This is a genomic window from Ensifer adhaerens (assembly GCF_020035535.1).
Taxonomy (GTDB): Bacteria; Pseudomonadota; Alphaproteobacteria; order Rhizobiales; family Rhizobiaceae; genus Ensifer.
Window position 1 is genome coordinate 775,064 of record NZ_CP083349.1, and the last position, 19,510, is coordinate 794,573.

General features: G+C 62.6%; 13 protein-coding genes. 5 read left to right on the top strand and 8 right to left on the bottom strand.

Features of this window, described 5'->3' with window-relative positions; all coding sequences use genetic code 11:
• Window positions 1-153: 153 nt before the first annotated feature.
• From LAC81_RS03795 to LAC81_RS03805, 3 genes are all read left to right on the top strand, one after another.
• On the top strand, window positions 154-852 hold the full coding sequence (locus LAC81_RS03795; RefSeq protein ID WP_113537834.1) for a response regulator transcription factor: 699 nt from the start codon (window positions 154-156) through the stop codon (window positions 850-852).
• A complete protein-coding gene (locus tag LAC81_RS03800) occupies window positions 849-2,255 on the top strand; it encodes a sensor histidine kinase (RefSeq protein ID WP_223726785.1) in 1,407 nt (468 codons plus the stop codon). Before LAC81_RS03795 ends, LAC81_RS03800 begins: the two co-directional genes overlap by 4 nt.
• Window positions 2,256-2,337: 82 nt before the next feature.
• Window positions 2,338-5,292 carry a bifunctional [glutamine synthetase] adenylyltransferase/[glutamine synthetase]-adenylyl-L-tyrosine phosphorylase gene (locus LAC81_RS03805; protein ID WP_223726786.1) on the top strand — a complete coding sequence of 985 codons (2,955 nt, stop codon included), beginning with the start codon at window positions 2,338-2,340 and terminating at the stop codon, window positions 5,290-5,292.
• Window positions 5,293-5,358: 66 nt separating this feature from the next.
• Here LAC81_RS03805 and LAC81_RS03810 read toward each other — a convergent pair whose 3' ends face one another.
• Both LAC81_RS03810 and pepN read right to left on the bottom strand, forming a co-directional pair.
• Entirely contained in the window at window positions 5,359-7,689 is a 2,331-nt protein-coding gene (locus tag LAC81_RS03810; RefSeq protein ID WP_223726787.1) for an ATP-binding protein, read from the bottom strand.
• A gap of 285 nt (window positions 7,690-7,974) precedes the next feature.
• Complete coding sequence (gene pepN / locus LAC81_RS03815) at window positions 7,975-10,623, bottom strand: aminopeptidase N (RefSeq protein ID WP_223726788.1); 2,649 nt, start codon at window positions 10,621-10,623, stop codon at window positions 7,975-7,977.
• 428 nt (window positions 10,624-11,051) lie between these two features.
• Here pepN and LAC81_RS03820 point away from each other — a divergent pair, with 428 nt between their 5' ends.
• Window positions 11,052-11,990 carry a DMT family transporter gene (locus LAC81_RS03820; protein WP_223726789.1) on the top strand — a complete coding sequence of 313 codons (939 nt, stop codon included), beginning with the start codon at window positions 11,052-11,054 and terminating at the stop codon, window positions 11,988-11,990.
• 43 nt (window positions 11,991-12,033) lie between these two features.
• Here the strand turns inward: LAC81_RS03820 and LAC81_RS03825 are convergent, their stop codons facing one another.
• The 5 genes from LAC81_RS03825 to LAC81_RS03845 form a co-directional block, all read right to left on the bottom strand.
• Entirely contained in the window at window positions 12,034-13,326 is a 1,293-nt protein-coding gene (locus LAC81_RS03825) for an MFS transporter (protein WP_223726790.1), read from the bottom strand.
• Between the two features lie 199 nt (window positions 13,327-13,525).
• On the bottom strand, window positions 13,526-13,681 hold the full coding sequence (locus tag LAC81_RS03830) for a hypothetical protein (RefSeq protein WP_113538070.1): 156 nt from the start codon (window positions 13,679-13,681) through the stop codon (window positions 13,526-13,528).
• Between the two features lie 78 nt (window positions 13,682-13,759).
• A complete protein-coding gene (locus tag LAC81_RS03835; RefSeq protein WP_113537827.1) occupies window positions 13,760-13,936 on the bottom strand; it encodes a hypothetical protein in 177 nt (58 codons plus the stop codon).
• A 177-nt stretch (window positions 13,937-14,113) separates the two neighbouring features.
• Complete coding sequence (locus LAC81_RS03840; RefSeq protein WP_223727760.1) at window positions 14,114-14,998, bottom strand: uracil-DNA glycosylase; 885 nt, start codon at window positions 14,996-14,998, stop codon at window positions 14,114-14,116.
• Window positions 14,999-15,086: 88 nt separating this feature from the next.
• Complete coding sequence (locus tag LAC81_RS03845; protein ID WP_223726791.1) at window positions 15,087-16,385, bottom strand: Hsp70 family protein; 1,299 nt, start codon at window positions 16,383-16,385, stop codon at window positions 15,087-15,089.
• 462 nt (window positions 16,386-16,847) lie between these two features.
• Between LAC81_RS03845 and LAC81_RS03850 the strand changes: the two genes are divergently transcribed.
• Entirely contained in the window at window positions 16,848-18,509 is a 1,662-nt protein-coding gene (locus tag LAC81_RS03850) for an electron transfer flavoprotein-ubiquinone oxidoreductase (protein ID WP_223726792.1), read from the top strand.
• Window positions 18,510-18,593: 84 nt separating this feature from the next.
• On the opposite strand, the gene LAC81_RS03855 is transcribed toward LAC81_RS03850, so the two are convergent.
• Window positions 18,594-19,499: an alpha/beta fold hydrolase gene (locus LAC81_RS03855; RefSeq protein WP_223726793.1), complete on the bottom strand. Its 906-nt coding sequence runs from the start codon at window positions 19,497-19,499 to the stop codon at window positions 18,594-18,596.
• Between the last annotated feature and the right edge of the window lie 11 nt (window positions 19,500-19,510).

A 19,510-nucleotide genomic window follows, 5' to 3' on the forward strand; every position in this document is an offset into this window, starting at 1 on the left:
TCCAAGTGATTTCGCGGCGCTTTCCGTTTCGGGCGGGATGAGGAAAAATCTCTGCGGTTTTCCGCCTTCATTCCGCTCTTGTCTACGAGAAGCGCTCGCCAATCCGGTTGTCGCAAAGCCGAAACCGGTTGAGACAGATAGGGGTCCGGGACTATGGTCGCGCGTATGAAGATTCTCATTATTGAAGACGATCTCGAGGCGGCAGCCTATCTGGCGAAAGCCTTCCGTGAGGCAGGCATCGTGTCCGATCACGCCAGCGATGGCGAGAGCGGTCTCTTCATGGCCAGCGAGAACAGTTACGACGTTCTGGTGGTCGATCGCATGTTGCCGCGTCGTGACGGCCTGTCGGTCATCACCGAGCTCAGGCGCAAGGACGTTCACACGCCGGTGCTCATCCTTTCCGCACTCGGCCAGGTCGACGACCGTGTTACCGGCCTGCGCGCCGGTGGTGACGACTACCTTCCGAAGCCCTACGCCTTCAACGAGCTGCTCGCGCGTGTCGAGGTGCTTGGCCGGCGCAAGGGCACACCCGAGCAGGACATGGTCTACCGCGTCGGTGATCTCGAACTCGATCGCCTGTCGCATTCCGTCCGCCGACAGGGCAAGGAGATCCCGTTGCAGCCGCGCGAATTCCGCCTGCTCGAATATCTCATGAAGAATGCCGGCCAGGTCGTGACCCGCACCATGCTTCTGGAAAATGTGTGGGATTACCACTTCGACCCGCAGACCAACGTCATCGACGTCCATGTCTCGCGGCTGCGCTCGAAGATTGAGAAGGACTTTGATGTGCCGCTGCTGCGCACCGTGCGCGGTGCCGGCTACATGATCAAGGATGACCGGGCTCCCGCATGAGCAAGCTTCGCGTTCTCTTCAGAACGACCGCGGTTCGGCTTTCCGCCCTCTATCTCATCCTCTTTTCGCTCTGCGCCGCCTTCCTCGTTTTCTACGTTACCGGCATGTCGGAGCGGTTGCTGCAGCAGCAGACCCGGGATTCCATCACCGCCGAGGTGACGCAGATCGAGCAGGTCTACACGCGGGCCGGCATGAACGGCCTGTTGCGCTCGCTCGAGCGCCGCGCACGCCAGCCGGGGGCCAATCTCTATGTCATCGCCGGGCCGAACGGCGAGATCCTCGCGGGCAACGTTGCGAGCCTCGAGCCCGGACTGCTCGACAGCGAAGGTTGGACCGAGCGCCCCTTTGCCTATCAGCGCTATACGGACGAGACGAAGACGGACAGCCATGTGGCGCTCGCCCATGTGCTGGTGCTCGACAACGGCCTGCGCATTCTCGTCGGTCGCGACTTGCAGGAACCGCAGAAATTTCGCGCGCTGGTGCGTCAGGCGCTGATGGTGGCGCTTGGCGTCATGGGGCTTGGTGCACTCGTCATCTGGTTCGGCATTGGCCGCAACGCGCTCAAGCGCATCGACCGCATGTCGGAGGCAAGCACCAAGATCATGGCGGGCGATCTTTCGCAGCGCCTGCCGATGAGCGGCTCTGGCGACGAGTTCGACCGCCTGTCGGAATCGCTGAACGCGATGCTCGGCCGTATCGAGAAGCTGAACGAAGGTCTGCGCCAGGTCTCCGATAACATCGCCCATGACCTCAAGACCCCGCTGACGCGGCTGCGAAACAAAGCGGAAGCGGCACTTGCCCGCAAGGGCACCAGCCAGCGCGGCGCGCTCGAGGAGATCATCGGCGAGTCCGACCAGCTGATCCGGACCTTCAATGCGCTGCTGATGATTTCGCGCGTAGAGGCCGGTTCGTCCGCCGCCGAGATGAGCGAGATCGATCTTTCGCAGATCGTTTCCGATAGCGTCGAACTCTATGAGCCCGTGGCCGAAGACGTAGGTTTGAAACTCGAAGCCGACGTCGCCCAGAATCTGGTAATTTCAGGCAACCGGGAACTGGTCGGCCAGGCCCTCGGCAACCTCATCGACAACGCGATCAAGTATGCCGACGGTGCGGACAATCCGCTGATCAAGGTCTCGCTGGAAAAGCGCGATGGCCATGTGCTCTTGTCCGTAGCAGATCACGGCCCCGGAATCCCCACCGCGATGCATGACGAGGTGGTGAAGCGCTTCGTTCGCCTGGACGAGAGCCGGTCGAAGCCGGGCACGGGCCTCGGCCTTTCGCTGGTCGAGGCGGTCATGGAAATGCATCACGGCTCGCTGCGTCTTGCCCATACCGAGCCCGCGGCCGGTGACGGCGCCAAGGGGCTGACGGTGCGGATGGTTTTCCCGGTGGCTGCAACCTGATAGACCGGTTCCCGGAGAGTGAGAATGGAATGGGCAAGTGCGGTTTTCTTGCCGCGTCCCGTTCCAGGTGAGGGGAGACGGCATGCAGGAACAGGTGCAGCAGTGCTGGGAGATCGAGACGGCGCCAATCCGTCCGGCGACACAGGCCGACGCCAAAACGGCGCTCTCCGTGCTGAAAGACATGGCCAAGGGGCACGAGAGGATCGCAAGCCTGCTTGCCTCCGAGAGCCCGTTCAAGACTTTCGTCGTCTCGGCCTTTGCACTTTCGCCCTTCCTGCGCGACACCGGCGACAGCCGGCCGGCCATTCTCGAAGAGCTCCTGTCCACTGATCTCTCGACCTTTCTGACCGAGCGGGTGCGTCGTGCCCGGGATGCCTGGAAACCGAACGAGGGCGGTGCGGCCCTGCCGGATACGGAGATCATGGCGCGGCTGCGAAGGTCCAAACGTGAGCTGGCCTTCGCCGTGGCGCTCGCCGATCTCTCCAGGCATTTCTACGGCCGCGAAACCACACGCTGGCTTAGCGAATTTGCCGGCGCTGCCGTGTCGGCGACAATCGATCACTTGCTGCTCAGCGCACACGAAGGCGGCAAGCTGATCGTCAAGGATGTCGCCAACCCCAGCATCGGTTCCGGCGTCGTCGTGCTCGGCATGGGCAAGCTGGGTGCCTTCGAGCTCAATTACTCCTCCGATATCGACCTCGTTGTCTTCTACGATCCGCAATCCGGCATCATCGTCGATCGCGATGATGCCTCGGAAACCTTCGGTCGCCTGCTGCGCCGCCTGATTCGCATCCTGCAGGAGCGCAGCGGCGACGGCTATGTCTTCCGCACCGACCTGCGCCTGAGGCCGGATCCGGGCTCGACGCCGCTGGCGATCCCGGTCGAAGCGGCGATGCTCTACTACGAGGGCAGGGGGCAGAACTGGGAACGGGCCGCGTTCATCAAGGCGCGGCCGGTGGCCGGAGATATCGAGGCCGGCGAACGCTTCCTGCGCGAACTGGTCCCCTTCGTCTTCCGCAAATATCTCGACTATGCGGCGATTGCCGACATTCATTCGATCAAGCGCCAGATCCACGCCCACAAGGGGCATGGCGAGATCGCGGTCAAGGGTCACAACATCAAGCTTGGCCGCGGCGGCATCCGCGAGATCGAGTTCTTCGTGCAGACGCAGCAGTTGATCGCCGGCGGCCGCATGCCCGATCTTCGCCAGCGCGCGACGGAGCCGATGCTGCGCGCCCTCGTCAAGGCTGGCTGGATCGATGAGGAGACGGCCGATGAACTTGTGGAGGCCTATTGGTTCCTGCGTGATGTCGAGCACCGGATCCAGATGGTGCGCGACGAGCAGACCCACGTTCTGCCCGAGACCGAAGCGGAGCTGAAGCGCATCGCCTATATGCTCGGCTTCGAGGATACGGCCGCCTTCTCCAAGGCGCTTTCGCGCGTGCTGAAGACGGTTGAGCGCCGCTATGCCCAGCTTTTCGAGCAGGAGGCCAAGCTCTCGACCGAGACCGGCAACCTCGTCTTCACCGGCCAGCGCGACGATCCCGATACGCTGGAAACGCTGAAGAAGCTCGGCTTCCAGCGCCCCTCGGACATCTCCCATACGATCCGCACCTGGCACTATGGCCGTTACCGGGCCACGCAATCGGTAGAGGCGCGTGAGCGGCTGACCGAGCTGACGCCGGAACTCCTGCGCGTCTTCGGCGAAAGCCGCCGGGCCGATGATGCACTGCTGCGCTTCGACAATTTCATTTCCGGTCTGCCTGCCGGCATTCAGCTGTTTTCGCTGCTCGGCAACAATCCGGGGCTCCTGTCGCTGATCGTCAATGTGATGTCATCGGCTCCAAGACTTGCCGAAATCATCGCCGCCCGCCCGCATGTCTTCGACGGCATGCTCGATCCGGGCCTGCTCGCCGAGCTGCCGACCAGGGACTACCTCGCGCCGCGCATCGCCAATTTCGTCGGTGGTGCTCGGCACTATGAGGAGGTGCTCGACCGCCTGCGCATCATTGCTGCCGAACAGCGCTTCCTGATCGGCATCCGGCTCTTGACCGGCGCCATCTCCGGCGCCCAGGCGGGCCGTGCCTTCACCGATCTCGCCGACCTGATCATCGCGGCCGCCGTGAAAGCGGTGCAGGACGAAGTCCGCTCGGCGCACGGCGATTTCCCCGGCGGCCGTATCGCCGTCGTCGGCATGGGCAAGCTCGGCAGCCACGAACTGACCGCCGGCTCGGACGTCGACCTGATCCTGCTCTATGACTACGACGAGACGGCAACCGAGTCCGACGGCGCCAAGTCGCTCGACCCGACGCGCTATTTCACCAGGGTGACGCAGCGCCTGATTGCGGCACTCTCCGCGCCGACGGCCGAGGGCATTCTCTACGAGGTCGACATGCGGCTTCGTCCCTCCGGCAACAAGGGGCCGGTCGCCACAAGGATCAACGCTTTCGCCAAGTATCAGCGCGAAGAGGCCTGGACCTGGGAGCATCTGGCGCTGACCCGGGCGCGCTGCATCTGTGGCGACGACAGGCTGATGGCCGAGGCCAATGCGATCTTTGCAGAAATTCTCGGCCGCAAGCGAGACGTTGCCAAGGTCAGCGCCGACGTGATCTCCATGCGCGAGATGATCGACAGCGAGAAGCCACCGAGCGACATCTGGGATTTCAAGCTGATCCCCGGCGGTCTCGTCGACATCGAGTTCATCAGCCAGTACCTGGCGCTCGTCGCCCCGGCTAAGGGCGTTCAGCCGCTGACTGCCGGCACCGATACCGGTGATGCGCTGAAGCTTCTCGGCGAAGCCCTCATGAACCCCAACGATCTCGACGTTGCCCTGGAGGCCCTGCACCTCTTTACCGAGTTGTCGCAGATCGTGCGCCTGTGCATCGAGGGAGAGTTCGAGCCGAAGGAGGCGCCGGCCGGGCTGATTGATCTCGTCTGCCGGGCAGGGGACTATCCGGACCTGAAGACGCTTGAGGGAGATATCCGCCGGCTGTCGAAGGCCGTCCGGCGTGTCTTCCAATCGGTGGTTTCTGGCTAAGTGTGGTGCAAGGGCGCTTGAGCGGGATGCGAGGGGAAAACCGCACGCGCGCCTCCTCGTCCCGCTTCAGGTTTGGTCGGGGATTCTGACCGAGATGATGGTACCGACGTTTTCCGTCGAGTGAATTTTCATGCTGCCACCGTGCAGGCGGGTGAGCGAGCGCGAGATCGCGAGCCCAAGCCCCGATCCGCCCTTGCTCTTGGCGTACTGGCTCTGCACCTGCTCGAAGGGTTGGCCGATCTTCTGAAGCGCGTCCCGGGGTATGCCGATGCCGGAATCGGCGATCGTCAACGTCACGGCACCCGTCACCTTGCGCGCTCGAAGTGAAATGCGTCCGCCCTCATTGGTGAACTTCACCGCGTTCGAAAGCAGATTGAGCAACACCTGTTTCATGGCGCGGCGATCCGCGACCATGGTGAGGCCCGAGGAGATCTGCTGCACGACGTGGATGCTCTTCTGCTCCGCCGGAATGGTGGTGAAGCGCAAGGTCTCTTCGATCAGCGGCGCCAGATCGATCCTCTCGCGGCTGATGCGCATGTGCCCGGCCTCGATCTTCGACATGTCGAGGATGTCGTTGATGACGTTCAAGAGGTGCTTGCCGCTCTCGTGGATGTCGCGCGAATACTCGTTGTACTTCTCCGAGCCGAGCGGCCCGAACATCTGGTTCTGCAGGATTTCCGAGAAGCCGAGGATGGCGTTGAGCGGCGTACGCAGCTCATGCGACATGTTCGCGAGGAATTCCGACTTGGCGCGGTTCGCGGCCTCGGCGCGGTCCTTTTCCGCCTGATAATTGGAATTTGCGACCGAAAGCTCGGTCTTCTGCCGCTCGAGCGTCATGCGCGATGCCGAGAGGTCGCCGATCGTTGCCATCAGCCGCCGCTCGGATTCGCGCAGGCGCACCTGGTGCCGCTTCAGCAGCGTGATGTCGGTGCCGACCGAAACGAGGCCGCCATCGCGCGTGCGCCGTTCGTTGATCTGCAGCCAGCGCTCGTCGGCAAGCTGGACCTCGCTCGTCTGCGACTGGTTGCTGCGATCGGGGTCGGCGATGCGTCGTTCGACCACCGGCCGGGCCGCGGCCGTGTGCACGGCGATGCGCTCCGTCCCCGGAACGAGCACGTGATCGGGCAGCTTGTATGCTTCCTGGAAGTGGGTGTTGCACATGACCAGGCGGTCATGCTTGTCCCAGAGGACAAAGGCCTCCGAGGTACATTCGATCGCGTCGGCAAGCCGTTGGTCTGCCTCTGCATAGCGCTGGGCAAGCCGGTGCTGCTCGGTCACGTCCATGGCGATGCCGATCAGATGCGCCCGCCCGGAAACGGTACGGATGATTTCCGCGCGGGCGCGCAGCCACACATAGTGGCCGTCCGCATGTCGCATGCGGAATACCTGGTCGATCTGGCGCGCATCGCCGCGTGCGATGGTGCGTGCCACGCCATAGATTCCGCGATCATCGGGATGCATCAGCCGCGCAGCGTCGCCGAAGGAGAGCACGCTGCTCTCTTCGGGCATGCCGAGCATCTCGTACATCGACCGCGACCAGAACAGGCGACGGTTGGCGAGGTCGAAATCCCACAGGCCACAGCGGCCGCGCGACAGCGCCGTCTCGACACGCAGGTTGGATTCGGCAAAAACCGAATCCGCGTCGCGGGCCCGCTTGGCCTGGATGTAGTAGGCATAGAGCACCATCAGCAGGATGGCCGAAATGCCGGCAAAGAGCGTCACGTTGAGTGAAACCTCATCGCGCCATGTCGTTTCGAGCTGGGTGATCGGCGTCGCGACCAGTACGACCCCGGCCGCCTCGGGCAGCTGCGCGAGTGCTACGATATGGTCGACGCCGACAATCGGCGTCTTCATGACGCTCGAATGCTCGCCGAAATACTGAAGCGTCGCGATATCGGGCGCGACTGCCGCGAGTGTTCGGCCGACGAGTGGTCCGCCCTCCTGGGTGCTGGCAAAGATCCGGCCGTCCTTGCGCACCGCAAGGATGAACGTGCCGGGATCGAGCATGCCGGTTGGCAGATACTGGCTAAAGCGTTGCTCCGCGTCCGTCCGTCGGCCCTCGTCGAAAAGCGCTGCACCGTCCGTCTGGAAGGCCGCAACCGCGATGGCGGCCGCGAGGCCGACCGTCTGGCGCGAGCTTTCCTCCATGCGGGCATGCTCGCCCATGATGCTGGACATGCGCGAAACCGCGACGATGATCAGGAATGCGATGATGAGGATCGGGATGGAACGCTTGAGAATAGGCTCCGCGCTCGCCAGACGCCGTGAGGTCGGTCCGGTAAAGATCTTCGCCTGCGAGATAAACTCCTGCTCCAGGCGGCCTGCTAGCCCCGGAAGCTTGAGTCGCAACCGCCCGTCGGCTGCGCTCGCCTGTCGCGCGTCCGCCATCTTTCCCAATTCTCTAAACCCTCTGATGATTCGGCGCGCCGCTCGCCCGAATCTGACTCAATGAATCACAGGGCGATTCGCCTTGTCCAGAGGCGCTGGTAAAGATTTGTTAACCATTTCTTATCGTTGGGAATTAATAGGCCGGGTCGCACGGGCGATCCGGCTCTACTGCAAAGTTCCTCAAATCGGCACCGACCAAGGGCAGAATTATACAGCAGATTCAGAGCACTACAGCGCCGCGCGTCTGGCAAGACACGCGGCGCTGTAAACCAAATCAATAATGAGCTCCAGGCTTCAGGCCTTGAGCATCCGTTCGACGATGTCGCCGACATCGGCCGAAAGCTTCGGTGCTCCGGCAATCTCCTTCAAGGCCTTGCGGGCATGCCCAGCGCGCTTGTCCTCAAGCGAGCGCCAGGAGCGCATGGAGGTCAGGATACGGGCTGCAAGCTGCGGGTTGCGCGGGTCGATGTCGAGGATCTGGTGGGCGAGGAAGCGGTAGCCCTCACCGTCGGCACGGTTGAAGCCGGTCGGGTTGGCAAAGGCATAGGTGCCCACCAGCGAGCGCACGCGGTTCGGATTGTTGCCATTGAACAGCGGTTCGGCCATCAGTGCCTTGACCCGATCGAGCGTGGCTGCGCCAGGGATTGTCGCCTGGACGGCGAACCACTTGTCGATGACCAGCGCGTTGTCGGCAAAACGCTTGCGGAAGGTTGCAAGCGCTTCTGCGGTCTCGGCGGCCTCCGGGAAGCGGTGGGCGAGCAGCGCCAGCGCATGACTGAGATCGGTCATGTTGTTGGCGGCGGCAAAGGCCTTGGCGGCGCGCTCCGGACCTTGATCGCCCTGGACGAGGTAGGTGAGGGCGCTGTTGCGCAGGGCCCGCCGGCCTGCACTCGCGGCATCCGGGCTGAACGCGCCCGTGGAGACGAGGTCGTCGGCCAATTTGAGGAAGGTGTCGCGTCCGGCCGCGGCAACGGCTGTCAGGATCTGCTGACGGGCGGCGTGGATCGCGTCCGGATCATTGTTCGTGCCGATCTCGCGGGCGATGTCGGATTCGCTCGGCAGTGCCAGGGCTTGCGAGCGGAAAGCGGGCTCGAGCGTTTCATCCGAGGCCGCGCGGATCAGGCCGTCGATAAGCGCCTTGTCGCAAACGGCCGGCTTTCGGGCGCGGACATTCGCCGTGGCTTCGACCAGATTGGCGAGTGCAATCGCGTTGAGCGCCTGCCAGCGGGCGAAGAGGTCGCTTTCGTGATGCGCGATCAGCGCGAGATCGTCGGCGCTCTGCTCGATATGCAGATTGATCGGCGCGGAGAAGCCGCGGTTGAAAGACGGTACCGGGCGCGACGGAATGCCGGAGAAGACGACCGTCTGCTTGCGCTCCGTGAGATGCAGGACGTCGCCGGTCATGTCGGCGCCGGAGACCGCGGAAAGGTCGGCTTCGTTGCCGTCTTCGAGCAACAGGCCCATGCGCAGCGGAATGTGCATCGCTTCCTTGGCGCCCTGTCCGGGTGTGGCCGGAACGGTCTGCTCGAGCGAAAGCGTAAAGGTTTGCTTGGCGGCGTCATAGGCGCCCGACGCGGTGACCAGCGGTGTTCCAGCCTGGTGGTACCAGAGCGCGAACTGGCCGAGGTTGCGACCGCTTGCTTCTTCGAAACAGGCGACGAAATCCTCGATTGTCACCGCCTGGCCGTCGTGCCGGTCGAAATAGAGATCCATGCCCTTCTTGAACAGATCGCGGCCGAGGATCGTCGCGATCATGCGGGTGACTTCCGATCCCTTCTCGTAGACGGTTGTCGTATAGAAGTTATTGATTTCGCGGTATTTCGTCGGCCGGACCGGATGGGCGAGCGGGCCGGCGTCCTCGGGGAACTGCTCCGATTTCAGGTGCCGTACCTCCGCAATTCTCTTGACCGCGCGCGAGCGCATGTCGGCGGAGAATTCGTGGTCGCGATAGACCGTCAGGCCTTCTTTCAAGCAGAGCTGGAACCAGTCGCGGCAGGTGATGCGGTTGCCGGTCCAGTTGTGGAAGTATTCGTGCGCGATGATCGCCTCGATGTTGGCGTAGTCCGCATCGGTCGCCGTTTCCGGATCGGCAAGCACGTACTTGTCGTTGAAGATGTTGAGCCCCTTGTTCTCCATCGCCCCCATGTTGAAGTCGGAGACGGCGACGATCATGAAGATGTCGAGGTCGTATTCACGGCCGAAGGCGTCTTCGTCCCACTTCATCGAGCGCTTGAGCGCGTCCATGGCGTAGGCAGCGCGTGGCTCCTTGCCGTGCTCGACATAGATCTTCAGCGCGACTTCGCGGCCGGACATGGTCGTGAAGGTGTCCTCGATGACGCCGAGATCGCCGGCGACGAGGGCGAAGAGGTAGCTGGGCTTCGGATGCGGATCGAACCAGGCGGCGAAGTGACGGCCGTCGCCCATGTCGGCGCCGCCGAGATAGTTGCCGTTCGACAGCAGCAGCGGAGCGGACGCCTTGTCGGCAATGATGTTGACCGTGTAGACGGCAAGCACATCCGGACGGTCGGGGAAATAGGTTATGCGGCGGAAGCCTTCGGCCTCGCACTGGGTGCTGTAGATGCCGTTGGTGCGGTAAAGCCCCATCAGTTGCGTGTTCGTATCGGGCGAAAGCAGCGTGGTGATGGTGACTTCGAAGGGAGCGGTTTCCGGCAGACCGCGGATCGTCAACGTATCGTCGGTTGCGTCGTAGAGGGAGGTCGCGAGCTCTTCCTGGTCCAGAAGCAGGCCGGTCATCTTCAGTTCGTCACCGTCGAGCAGCAGCGGCGCCGACGCGTCGACGCCTTCGCGACGATGGAAGATCAGTCGGGCTTCGACCTTGGTTTCCTTCGGATCGAGTTCGAAGGTCAGATCCACTCTCTCCAGAACGAAGTCGGTCGGCCGATAGTCTTCCAGATGAATGATCTGGCCAGTATTTGTCCGCATGGTCAGTCCCGCTTGCGCCGTTCTACTGGAGAATTTGTAGTGGGCGCCTGTGATGGTGAAAAGGCCAAGGGGCGAAAAGTCGGATAATGCCACACGATTGTGATGCCGGCGACCGCACTTTCGACAGAAAAGACATGGCGTCCGATGTTCTTCCCGCTCCCTTATCGGATTGACGTGTATCGAAGTGGGACTAACAAGACATGAATTGGAAAGGTTTTTTTCGCGCAAGCTAAAGAAAAGCCGACGTCATTTTGCCGAGCGTCAATCGATCAAGAAAAAACGTCATTCATCACGAAGTTTGATCCGACTTTCTTGCCGAGCGTCGCTAAGGTGACGAAGTTCTGTGGCGGTTTCTCCGCTTAAAAAATCTCCAAACCAGCCCTCGTGTCTGCTGATCGCCGGCGGAGGCTGTTCGAAAAGTGCCCTCAATGGATGCGGAAGTCGAAAGCCCGATGAAGGGGATCCTGCTCAAGGTCCTTTCCGTCGTCATTTTCGTTTGCATGTCGACTCTGATCAAGGCGGCCGGAAACGAGATCGCCACCGGCCAGATCACCTTCTACCGGTCGGCCTTCGCCATGGTGCCGATCCTCGGCTATCTCGCCTTCCGCGGACAGCTGCGCGATGCCTTCAAGACCGAGGATTTTACTGGCCATATCGCGCGCGGCTTCGTCGGCATTCTGGCGATGAGCTTCGGCTTCTACGGCCTTGTGCATCTGCCACTGCCTGAAGCCATCGCGATCGGCTACGCCATGCCGCTGATCGCCGTCGTTTTCGCAGCACTTTTCCTTGGCGAGACGGTGCGGCTCTATCGCTGGTCGGCGGTGTTCATCGGGTTGGTCGGAGTGATGATCATCACCTGGCCGCGGCTGACCCTGTTCCGCGACGGCGGGTTCGGCTCTCTGGAGGCGTTGGGCGCCGCAGCGGTACTGGTTTCGGCTGCGCTTGGAGCGGTTGCCATGGTGCTGGTACGAAAGCTCGTCAAGAACGAGCGAACCCATACGATCGTGCTCTACTTCTCGCTGTCGGCCTCGGTCTTTTCGCTGGCGACGTTGCCCTTCGGCTGGCCGTCGATCTCGCGCGATGCCTTTCTACTGCTGATGGTCGCCGGCTTTTGCGGCGGTGTCGCGCAGATCCTTTTGACCGAGAGCTATCGCCATGCCGACATGTCGACGATCGCGCCTTTCGAATATACATCGATCGTACTGGGCCTGATCATCGGCTATTTCCTGTTCGACGATATTCCGACGGCGGCCATGCTCGTTGGCACCGCGATCGTCGTCGGCGCCGGCATCTTCATCATCTTCCGGGAACACCGGCTCGGCCTTGAACGCCGGGGCGCCCGCAAGCATATGACGCCGCAGGGCTAGGGAATTCCCTGGAGTAGGTGCGAGTTTGCCTCGCGCCGTCGCCCTATGGGCGCGGCTTCTCCCAGGCCGGAACGGTGTCGTCGTCGATCAGCGGCTCCTGCGCCATCTGCTGGGCGACCGGGCTCGTCACGTCGGGGCCAGGTGTCGGCATCACGCTCGTTGCCTGGAAATCGGTCTTGGTGACCAGGCCCTTGTGCTGCTCGCGCTGGAGAATGCGCAAGGCGGCATAGCCGCCGTAGAGGGCGAAGTAGACGGCGAGAACGAGAAACAGCGACGCCGGGCCGAAACGATCCATGACCGGGCCGACCATCAGCGGGCCCGAGATCGTGCCGAGCCCATAGGTGATCATCAGGCCGGAAGACGTCTCGACATATTCGTTTGGCCTGGCGAGGTCGTTCGCATGCGCGACGTTCAGGGCGTAGATCGGAAACAGCACCGAACCGATGCAGGCGGCGATGATGTAGAGCACCGTCGGCTGGCTGCCGATCGATGCCGACATCACCAGGCAGGAGACGACGCCGATCACGCCGCAGCCGACCATGACGATGCGCCGGTCGATCTTGTCGGAGAGGCGGCCGATCGGGATTTGCGAAATCGCGCTGCCGGTCAACAGCGAGGCGAGCAGCGTCGCACCTTCGGCGGTGGAAAGGCCGATCTGTTGGGTGAACACGCCGCCGAGATTGAGCCAGGCGCCGGAGAGCGCGCCGGCCAGAAAGCCGCCAACGACGGCAACCGGAGAGCGGCGGAAGAGCGCTGGGATATCGAACTTCGCCTGCGCCGGGGGAGCCGGCATGGGCGAGGAGGAAAGCGCCGTCGGCAGCAGTGCCAGGGAGAACAGAACGCTGCAGAGCATAAATAGCGACGTATTGGTGGGGTCCCCGAGCGGCACCATGTATTGCCCGCCGATGGTGCCGACCATCGTCGTGATCAGGTAGAGCGAAAAGAGGAGGCCGCGGTTTTCGTTGGTGACGCGTTCGTTGAGCCAGCTCTCAATGACCAGATAGCTGCCCGAGATGGCGAAACCGGCGATCGCGCGAAAGGCGATCCAGGCGCGCCAGTCGACGACGAGGCCGCAGAGCAGGATCGCGATCGACAGAAGCGTGATCAGCGCCGTGAACACACGCACGTGACCGACCCGCAGCACGAATTTGGGTGTGACGATGCAGGAAAGCGTGAAGCCGACCGTATAGCCGGTGGCGATCACCGAGACCGTCAGCGTTGACCAGCTTTCGGCGACGGAGCGTACCGGGATGACATAGCTCTGCAGGCCGAAGGCGACCATCATGAGCAGGGTCGATACCATCAGGCTGAAGACGGAAGCGAGGCTGGCCAGCATCGGCGCTCCTGAAAACGTAACGCGCCCGCATCAAGGCCGATGGCGGGCAAGCGCAGCTGGAGCGAGCTCGGTCTGGCGGATGCCGGATGAGCCTGACACTCCAAGGTCATAGGGAGTGTGGCTCTATCCAGTTTTTTGGGCCCTGTCGATTGCGACAGGCGATGGCAAAAAGGCGGTAAAGCCTCTTTGCCGGCAGCGATCAGTTCGGCAGGAGCGGGCTCACGACCACGCGATGGGCGCGGCGAGCATCCTTCTTGGTGCTGAGAGCCGTGTATTCGCGCGAGGCACGAACGGCTGTGCCGATGTCGGAGATCGAATCGAACAGAACCTTGAGGCTTGCGATGGGCTTGGTCATGGTTTCGTTCCTTTCATCGTCGTCACCGATTGTGGCGACACGGGCACGCGACACGCAGTGACGCATGTCGCGTGGGGATCAGCGCTGAATGAAGTCGGCGAAAATCTGCGCCGGACGGGTCGTCCGGGCGAGGCCTATCGCGGTCATCTGCTCGTTGGCTGCCGTGCCGAAGCGGTTGAACGGCGTCCGCTGAGCAGCACCGGCGTACCGGAGCGTCTCAAAGCTGCTGTGGATCGGACGAAAGCGGGCAGTCATGGTTCAATTCCTTAATCCCATTCCTCCCGTATACACATATTGCGCTGCAACATCGCATTTTGCAATGCGTCATAATGCGCCGCTGATATGCGCAGACCGCATGGCTTTCTTCATTCTTTGTTCATAAAGCCGGCATGCGGACGAATGCCGCGTTTGCGCCTAGCGCTTCGGTGCGGATCAGCCTTGGATCCGGGCCTTGAAGGCAAGCAGGTCCTGCCAGGCGAAGCGCTTGTTGACTGGCGCTGTCACCAGATCTTGAGGGTGCAGGGTCGCAAGCGTCGGCACCGTGATGCCGCCGATTGCAAGCTCCCGCCATTCGCCGCGAAGTTGATGGATCGTATCGCTGCCGCCGAGGAAGAAGCGGGCCGTGAAATTGCCGAGCAGAAGCAGGTGCTTGGGCTCGGCGAGCGCGATCTGCCTCTCGATGAAGGGGCGGCAGATATCGGCCTCGCGCGCCGTCGGCACACGGTTGCCTGGCGGGCGCCAGGGCACGACGTTGCTGAGCAGCACGGTTTCGCGCGCCAGGCCGATGCCGGAGAGCATTCGGGTCAGCATCTCGCCGAGGCGGCCGGCAAAAGGCTGGCCGTCGCGATCGTCGTCGGCATAGGGCATGGGGCCGACGATCATGATACCGCTCGCCGGGTCCCCTTCGGCAAAGACGAGATTGCGGGCGCTGTTCCTGAGATTGCAGCCGGCAAAGCCTTCCATCGCAACCCTGAGCTCGGCCAGCGATCGGGCTGATTCGGCGGCAAAGCGCGCCTCCTCGATTGCCTGTGCATCGGGAATGGCGACAGCGGGAGCATTCGCGGCCGGAGCGGGCGCACGGGATGGAGCGGGGGCAGCGGCCGTCGCTGGTTGGCGCGCTGCCGGTTGCGCGGCGGGCGCCTCTGCACGGCTGCTGACTGCCGCTGCGCGTGCGTTACCGCGCGCCGCCTTCATCGCCTCGAATTCGGCGAAGCGGTCGACAGGCTCCTCCTCCAGCAGCCATTCTACGCCCGCATCCGCATGGAAGGCGAGGAGGGCGGCAAGCTGTGCCGGAGAGAGATCGTGGGCGGAAATCATGGGCATCAACCTAACCCATAAGCCGCCGGACCGGAAACGCTTTTCCGGCCCCCGACATGCCTATCCAAGGTCATTGGGGACGTCAGCCTCAGGCCGCGTTCGCCGTCCAGTGGGCAATGTCTTCGTGCTCGCCGATCAGCGCCAGTCCATGGGCGATCGACAGCAGTTCACCGCCACTTTCGATGCGGTCGGCTTCGAAGCGTCGCTCGAAAATACCGCGGACGGCCGGAACGAACGATGTACCGCCGGTCAGAAACACCTTGTCGATCGCTTCTGGTGCCGTCGCAGTCGACTGCAGCACTTCATCGAGCGCACCCTCGATGCGGGCCAGTTCCGGCGCGATCCAGCCTTCGAAGTCGCTACGGCGAACCGTGCGGCGCGACATTTCGCCGAGCGGCGTAAAGTAGAACTCGGTTTCGTCCTCCTGCGACAGTCGCATCTTCGTCGCCGAGATCGCGTTGTAGAGCGGATAGCCCTCGTCATGTTCGATCAGATCGACGAAGGCTTCGAGCTTCTCGGGCTCCAGGCTCTGTCGCACGAGCTTTTTCAGATCGGTGAAATCTTTCAATGTCTTGAAGATCGAAAGCTGATTCCAGCGGCCGAAGTTTGCGTAGTAGTTGGACGGCACTTCAAGCAGCTTGTCGAAGCTCTTGAAGAGACTCCCCTTTCCGATCAGCGGCGAGACGACATTGTCGATGATGCGGAAGTCGAAATGGTCGCCGGCGATGCCGACACCAGAATGCCCGATCGGGCGCGCGGTCAGGCGGCCCGCCTTGGTCTCGAAGCGGATCAGCGAATAGTCGGTGGTGCCGCCGCCAAAATCGGCAACGAGGACTGTGGCGTCCTGCTTCAGATTCTGGGCGAAGTAAAATGCGGCCGCCACGGGTTCATAGACATAATGCACCTCGGGAAAGCCGAATTCGGAGAGCGCTGCGCCGTAGCGTTCGAGAGCGAGCGCCGGATCGGGGCTGGAGCCGGCGAAGTGCACCGGTCGACCGACAACGATCCGGCTATACTCATCCGCCCAGCCGTCGCCGGCATAGTCGCGCAGCTTCGTCAGGAACACCCGCATCAGGTCCTCGAAGCTGTGGCGCTTGGCAAACACCTGCGTGCCCTGGAAGAGGGGGCTTGCGGCAAAGGTCTTGATCGACTGCAGAAAACGGCAGTCGCCCGGATTGTCGATGAAGGCGCGGATTGCCGCCTGGCCGGCTTCGACCTTCAGCGCCTGGGCGCCGAGGTTGGCGTCCTTCATGAAGGAGAGCGCCGTGCGCATGGCGTCTGTCGTGCCCGCAAGACTGTCGAACTGCACCGAATGAGTGGTGTCGCCGGCCGCAACCGCCAAAACGGAATTGGTGGTGCCGAAGTCAAAGCCCAATGCCTTGGCCATATGATGGTCTCCTTGCGTCTGGCGTCGCTCCGCCGCCCGGGGCAAGCCGGCGGCGCACGACGCAACGTGAAATTTTGTGGGACCGTCTCCGCATGTCAGGCGGTCGGCCCCGAAGCCGACAAAAGACACGTCGTCCGCGCGCCAGGGGGGGGCGTCTTGCCGAGTGCCGTTTGCGAATGGGATATGCCGGCGCGGACCGCCGGAAGGATCTGGCGGCCTCGTCGCACGGCTCTTCGGCAAAAGCAAGGCCGGATGGCTCGTACCTTCGGCACGCGACAATTTGATATATTTACGTTTACGTACACGTCATATAGAAATTCGCTCTAAAGTCATGACCTCATGCGCAAAAGCGGGCATCGTCTGTCGCATCCCGGCTCGACAAGCCAAACGGCATTTGCCATGACGGAATGATATGCCCTGGGAACTGAACCGGCAGAAGACCGGTGAGACTGGAGAGACGGTATGACCGAGCAAGACCTGCCCGAACGCGAGAGCATGGAGTTCGACGTTGTGATCGTGGGTGCGGGACCGGCGGGTCTTGCAGCGGCGATCCGGCTGAAACAGGTCAATCCGGAGCTTTCGGTTGTCGTGCTTGAAAAGGGCGCCGAGGTCGGCGCGCACATTCTTTCGGGTGCTGTCGTCGATCCGATCGGCATCGACCGGCTGCTGCCGGATTGGCGCGCGGACGCCGACCATCCGTTCAAGACCGAAGTCACGGACGACCACTTCCTGTTCCTGGGCCCCGCCGGCTCGATTCGCCTGCCGAATTTCCTGATGCCGCCGCTGATGAACAATCACGGCAACTACATCGTCTCGCTCGGAAACGTCTGTCGCTGGCTGGCGACAAAGGCGGAAGCGCTCGGCGTCGAGATCTATCCGGGCTTTGCCGCAACCGAAGTGCTCTACAACGACGAGGGTGCGGTCATCGGTGTTGCCACCGGCGACATGGGCATCGAGCGCAATGGCGAGCCGGGACCGAACTTTGCCCGCGGCATGGCACTCTTGGGCAAATACACGCTGATTGGCGAGGGCGTGCGCGGTTCGCTCGCCAAGCAGCTGATTTCGAAATTCAACCTCTCGAAGGATAGCGACGTCCAGAAATTCGGCATCGGGCTGAAAGAACTCTGGCAGGTCAAGCCCGAGAACCATCGTCCGGGCCTGGTGCAGCACTCGTTCGGCTGGCCGCTCGGCATGAAGACCGGTGGCGGTTCGTTCCTCTATCACCTCGAAGACAACATGGTGGCCGTCGGCTTCGTCGTGCACCTCAACTACAAGAACCCCTATCTCTTCCCGTTCGAGGAGTTCCAGCGCTTCAAGACGCACCCGGCGATCCGCGGCACCTTCGAGGGCGGCAAGCGTCTCTCCTATGGCGCCCGTGCGATCACCGAGGGCGGCTACCAGTCGGTGCCGAAGCTGTCCTTCCCCGGCGGCGCGCTGATCGGCTGTTCCGCCGGCCTCGTCAACGTGCCGCGCATCAAGGGCAGCCACAACGCGGTTCTGTCGGGCATTCTCGCCGCCGAGAAGCTGGCGGCGGCGATCGCCTCCGGTCGCGCCAATGACGAGCCGATCGAGATCGAGCGCGGCTGGCGCGACAGCGCCATCGGCCAGGACCTGAAGCGGGTGAGAAACGTCAAGCCGCTGTGGTCGAAGTTCGGCACGGCGATCGGCGTGGCGCTCGGCGGTCTCGACATGTGGACCAACCAGCTGTTCGGCTTCTCGTTCTTCGGCACGCTGAAGCACGGCAAGACCGATGCGCAGTCGCTCGAGCCGGCAGCCCAGCACAAGAAGATCGACTATCCGAAGCCGGATGGGGTTTTGACCTTCGACCGGCTGTCCTCGGTGTTCCTGTCGAACACCAACCATGAGGAGGACCAGCCGGTCCACCTGCAGGTCAAGGACATGGAGCTGCAGAAGCGCTCCGAGCACGACGTCTATGCCGGCCCGTCGACCCGCTACTGTCCGGCCGGGGTCTACGAGTGGGTGGAGAAAGACGGCAGGCAAGTCTTCGTCATCAACGCGCAGAACTGCGTGCACTGCAAGACCTGCGACATCAAGGACCCCAACCAGAACATCAACTGGGTGCCGCCCCAAGGCGGAGAGGGCCCGGTCTATCCGAACATGTAAGGTCGGGAGGCGGACCGCAATTCGCGGCCCGGCCGAAGATCAGGAAAGGCGTCGATGGTTATGGCCACGGCGCCTTTTTTCATTTCATGCCTTCGTCCAGATGCGGTCGACGAAGTCGGCAATCAGCGGTGCGATTTCCGACAGGCTCTCTTCCAGCGCGAAGTGACCGGTGTCGAACAGGTGCAGATCGGCCTCAGGGAGATCGGCAAGAAACGCGCGGGCGCCTTTTTCGGTGAAGAACGGATCATTGCGGCCCCAGGTGATCAAGGTCGGGGGCTTCTTGCCTCGCAGCCATTGCTGCCATTCCCCATAGCGGCTGAGGTTGCTCTTGTAGTCGAAGGCAAGGTCGATTTGCGGCTGGCGGCGGTCGGGGCGGTCGAGGAAATGCTGATCCATGGTCCAGCCGTCCGGTGCCACCAGTTCTGGATCCCCAGTGCCCCCGACATACTGCCCACGGGTCATCTCCAGGGTCAGCAGTTGCCGGACCTGTTCCACTGCGCCCTCGTCCTCGGGTTCAAGCGCGATGAAATCGCGGGCGATGTCGGAAAGCCCCTCCAGATAGGAGTTGCCGTTCTGGACGATCAGTCCCGCAATCCGCTCGGGACGCCGGCTTGCGAGGCGAAAGCCGACAGGCGCACCGAAATCGAAGGCGTAGAGAACAAAGCGCTTGAGCCCCAATGCGTCGACGAAACCTTCGATCACTTCAGCGAGCCGATCGAAGCTGTAGACGAAGCTGCCGCCCTCATTTGTCGATGTCGGAGCGTCGCTGTGGCCAAAACCCGGATAGTCCGGCGCGATCAGCCGGTATTGGCTGCCGAGCGCATCCATCAGGCGACGGTATTGGTGCGAGGACGAGGGGAAGCCATGCAGCAGCAATATCGTGGGCACGTCGTCGCCGGCCTCGACCGGCTCGCTTTCCCGATAGAAGACGCGCACGCCGCTGGCTTCGATGAAGCGGTGGCGGATCGATGGAATGCGATGTCTATTCATTTAACACCCCT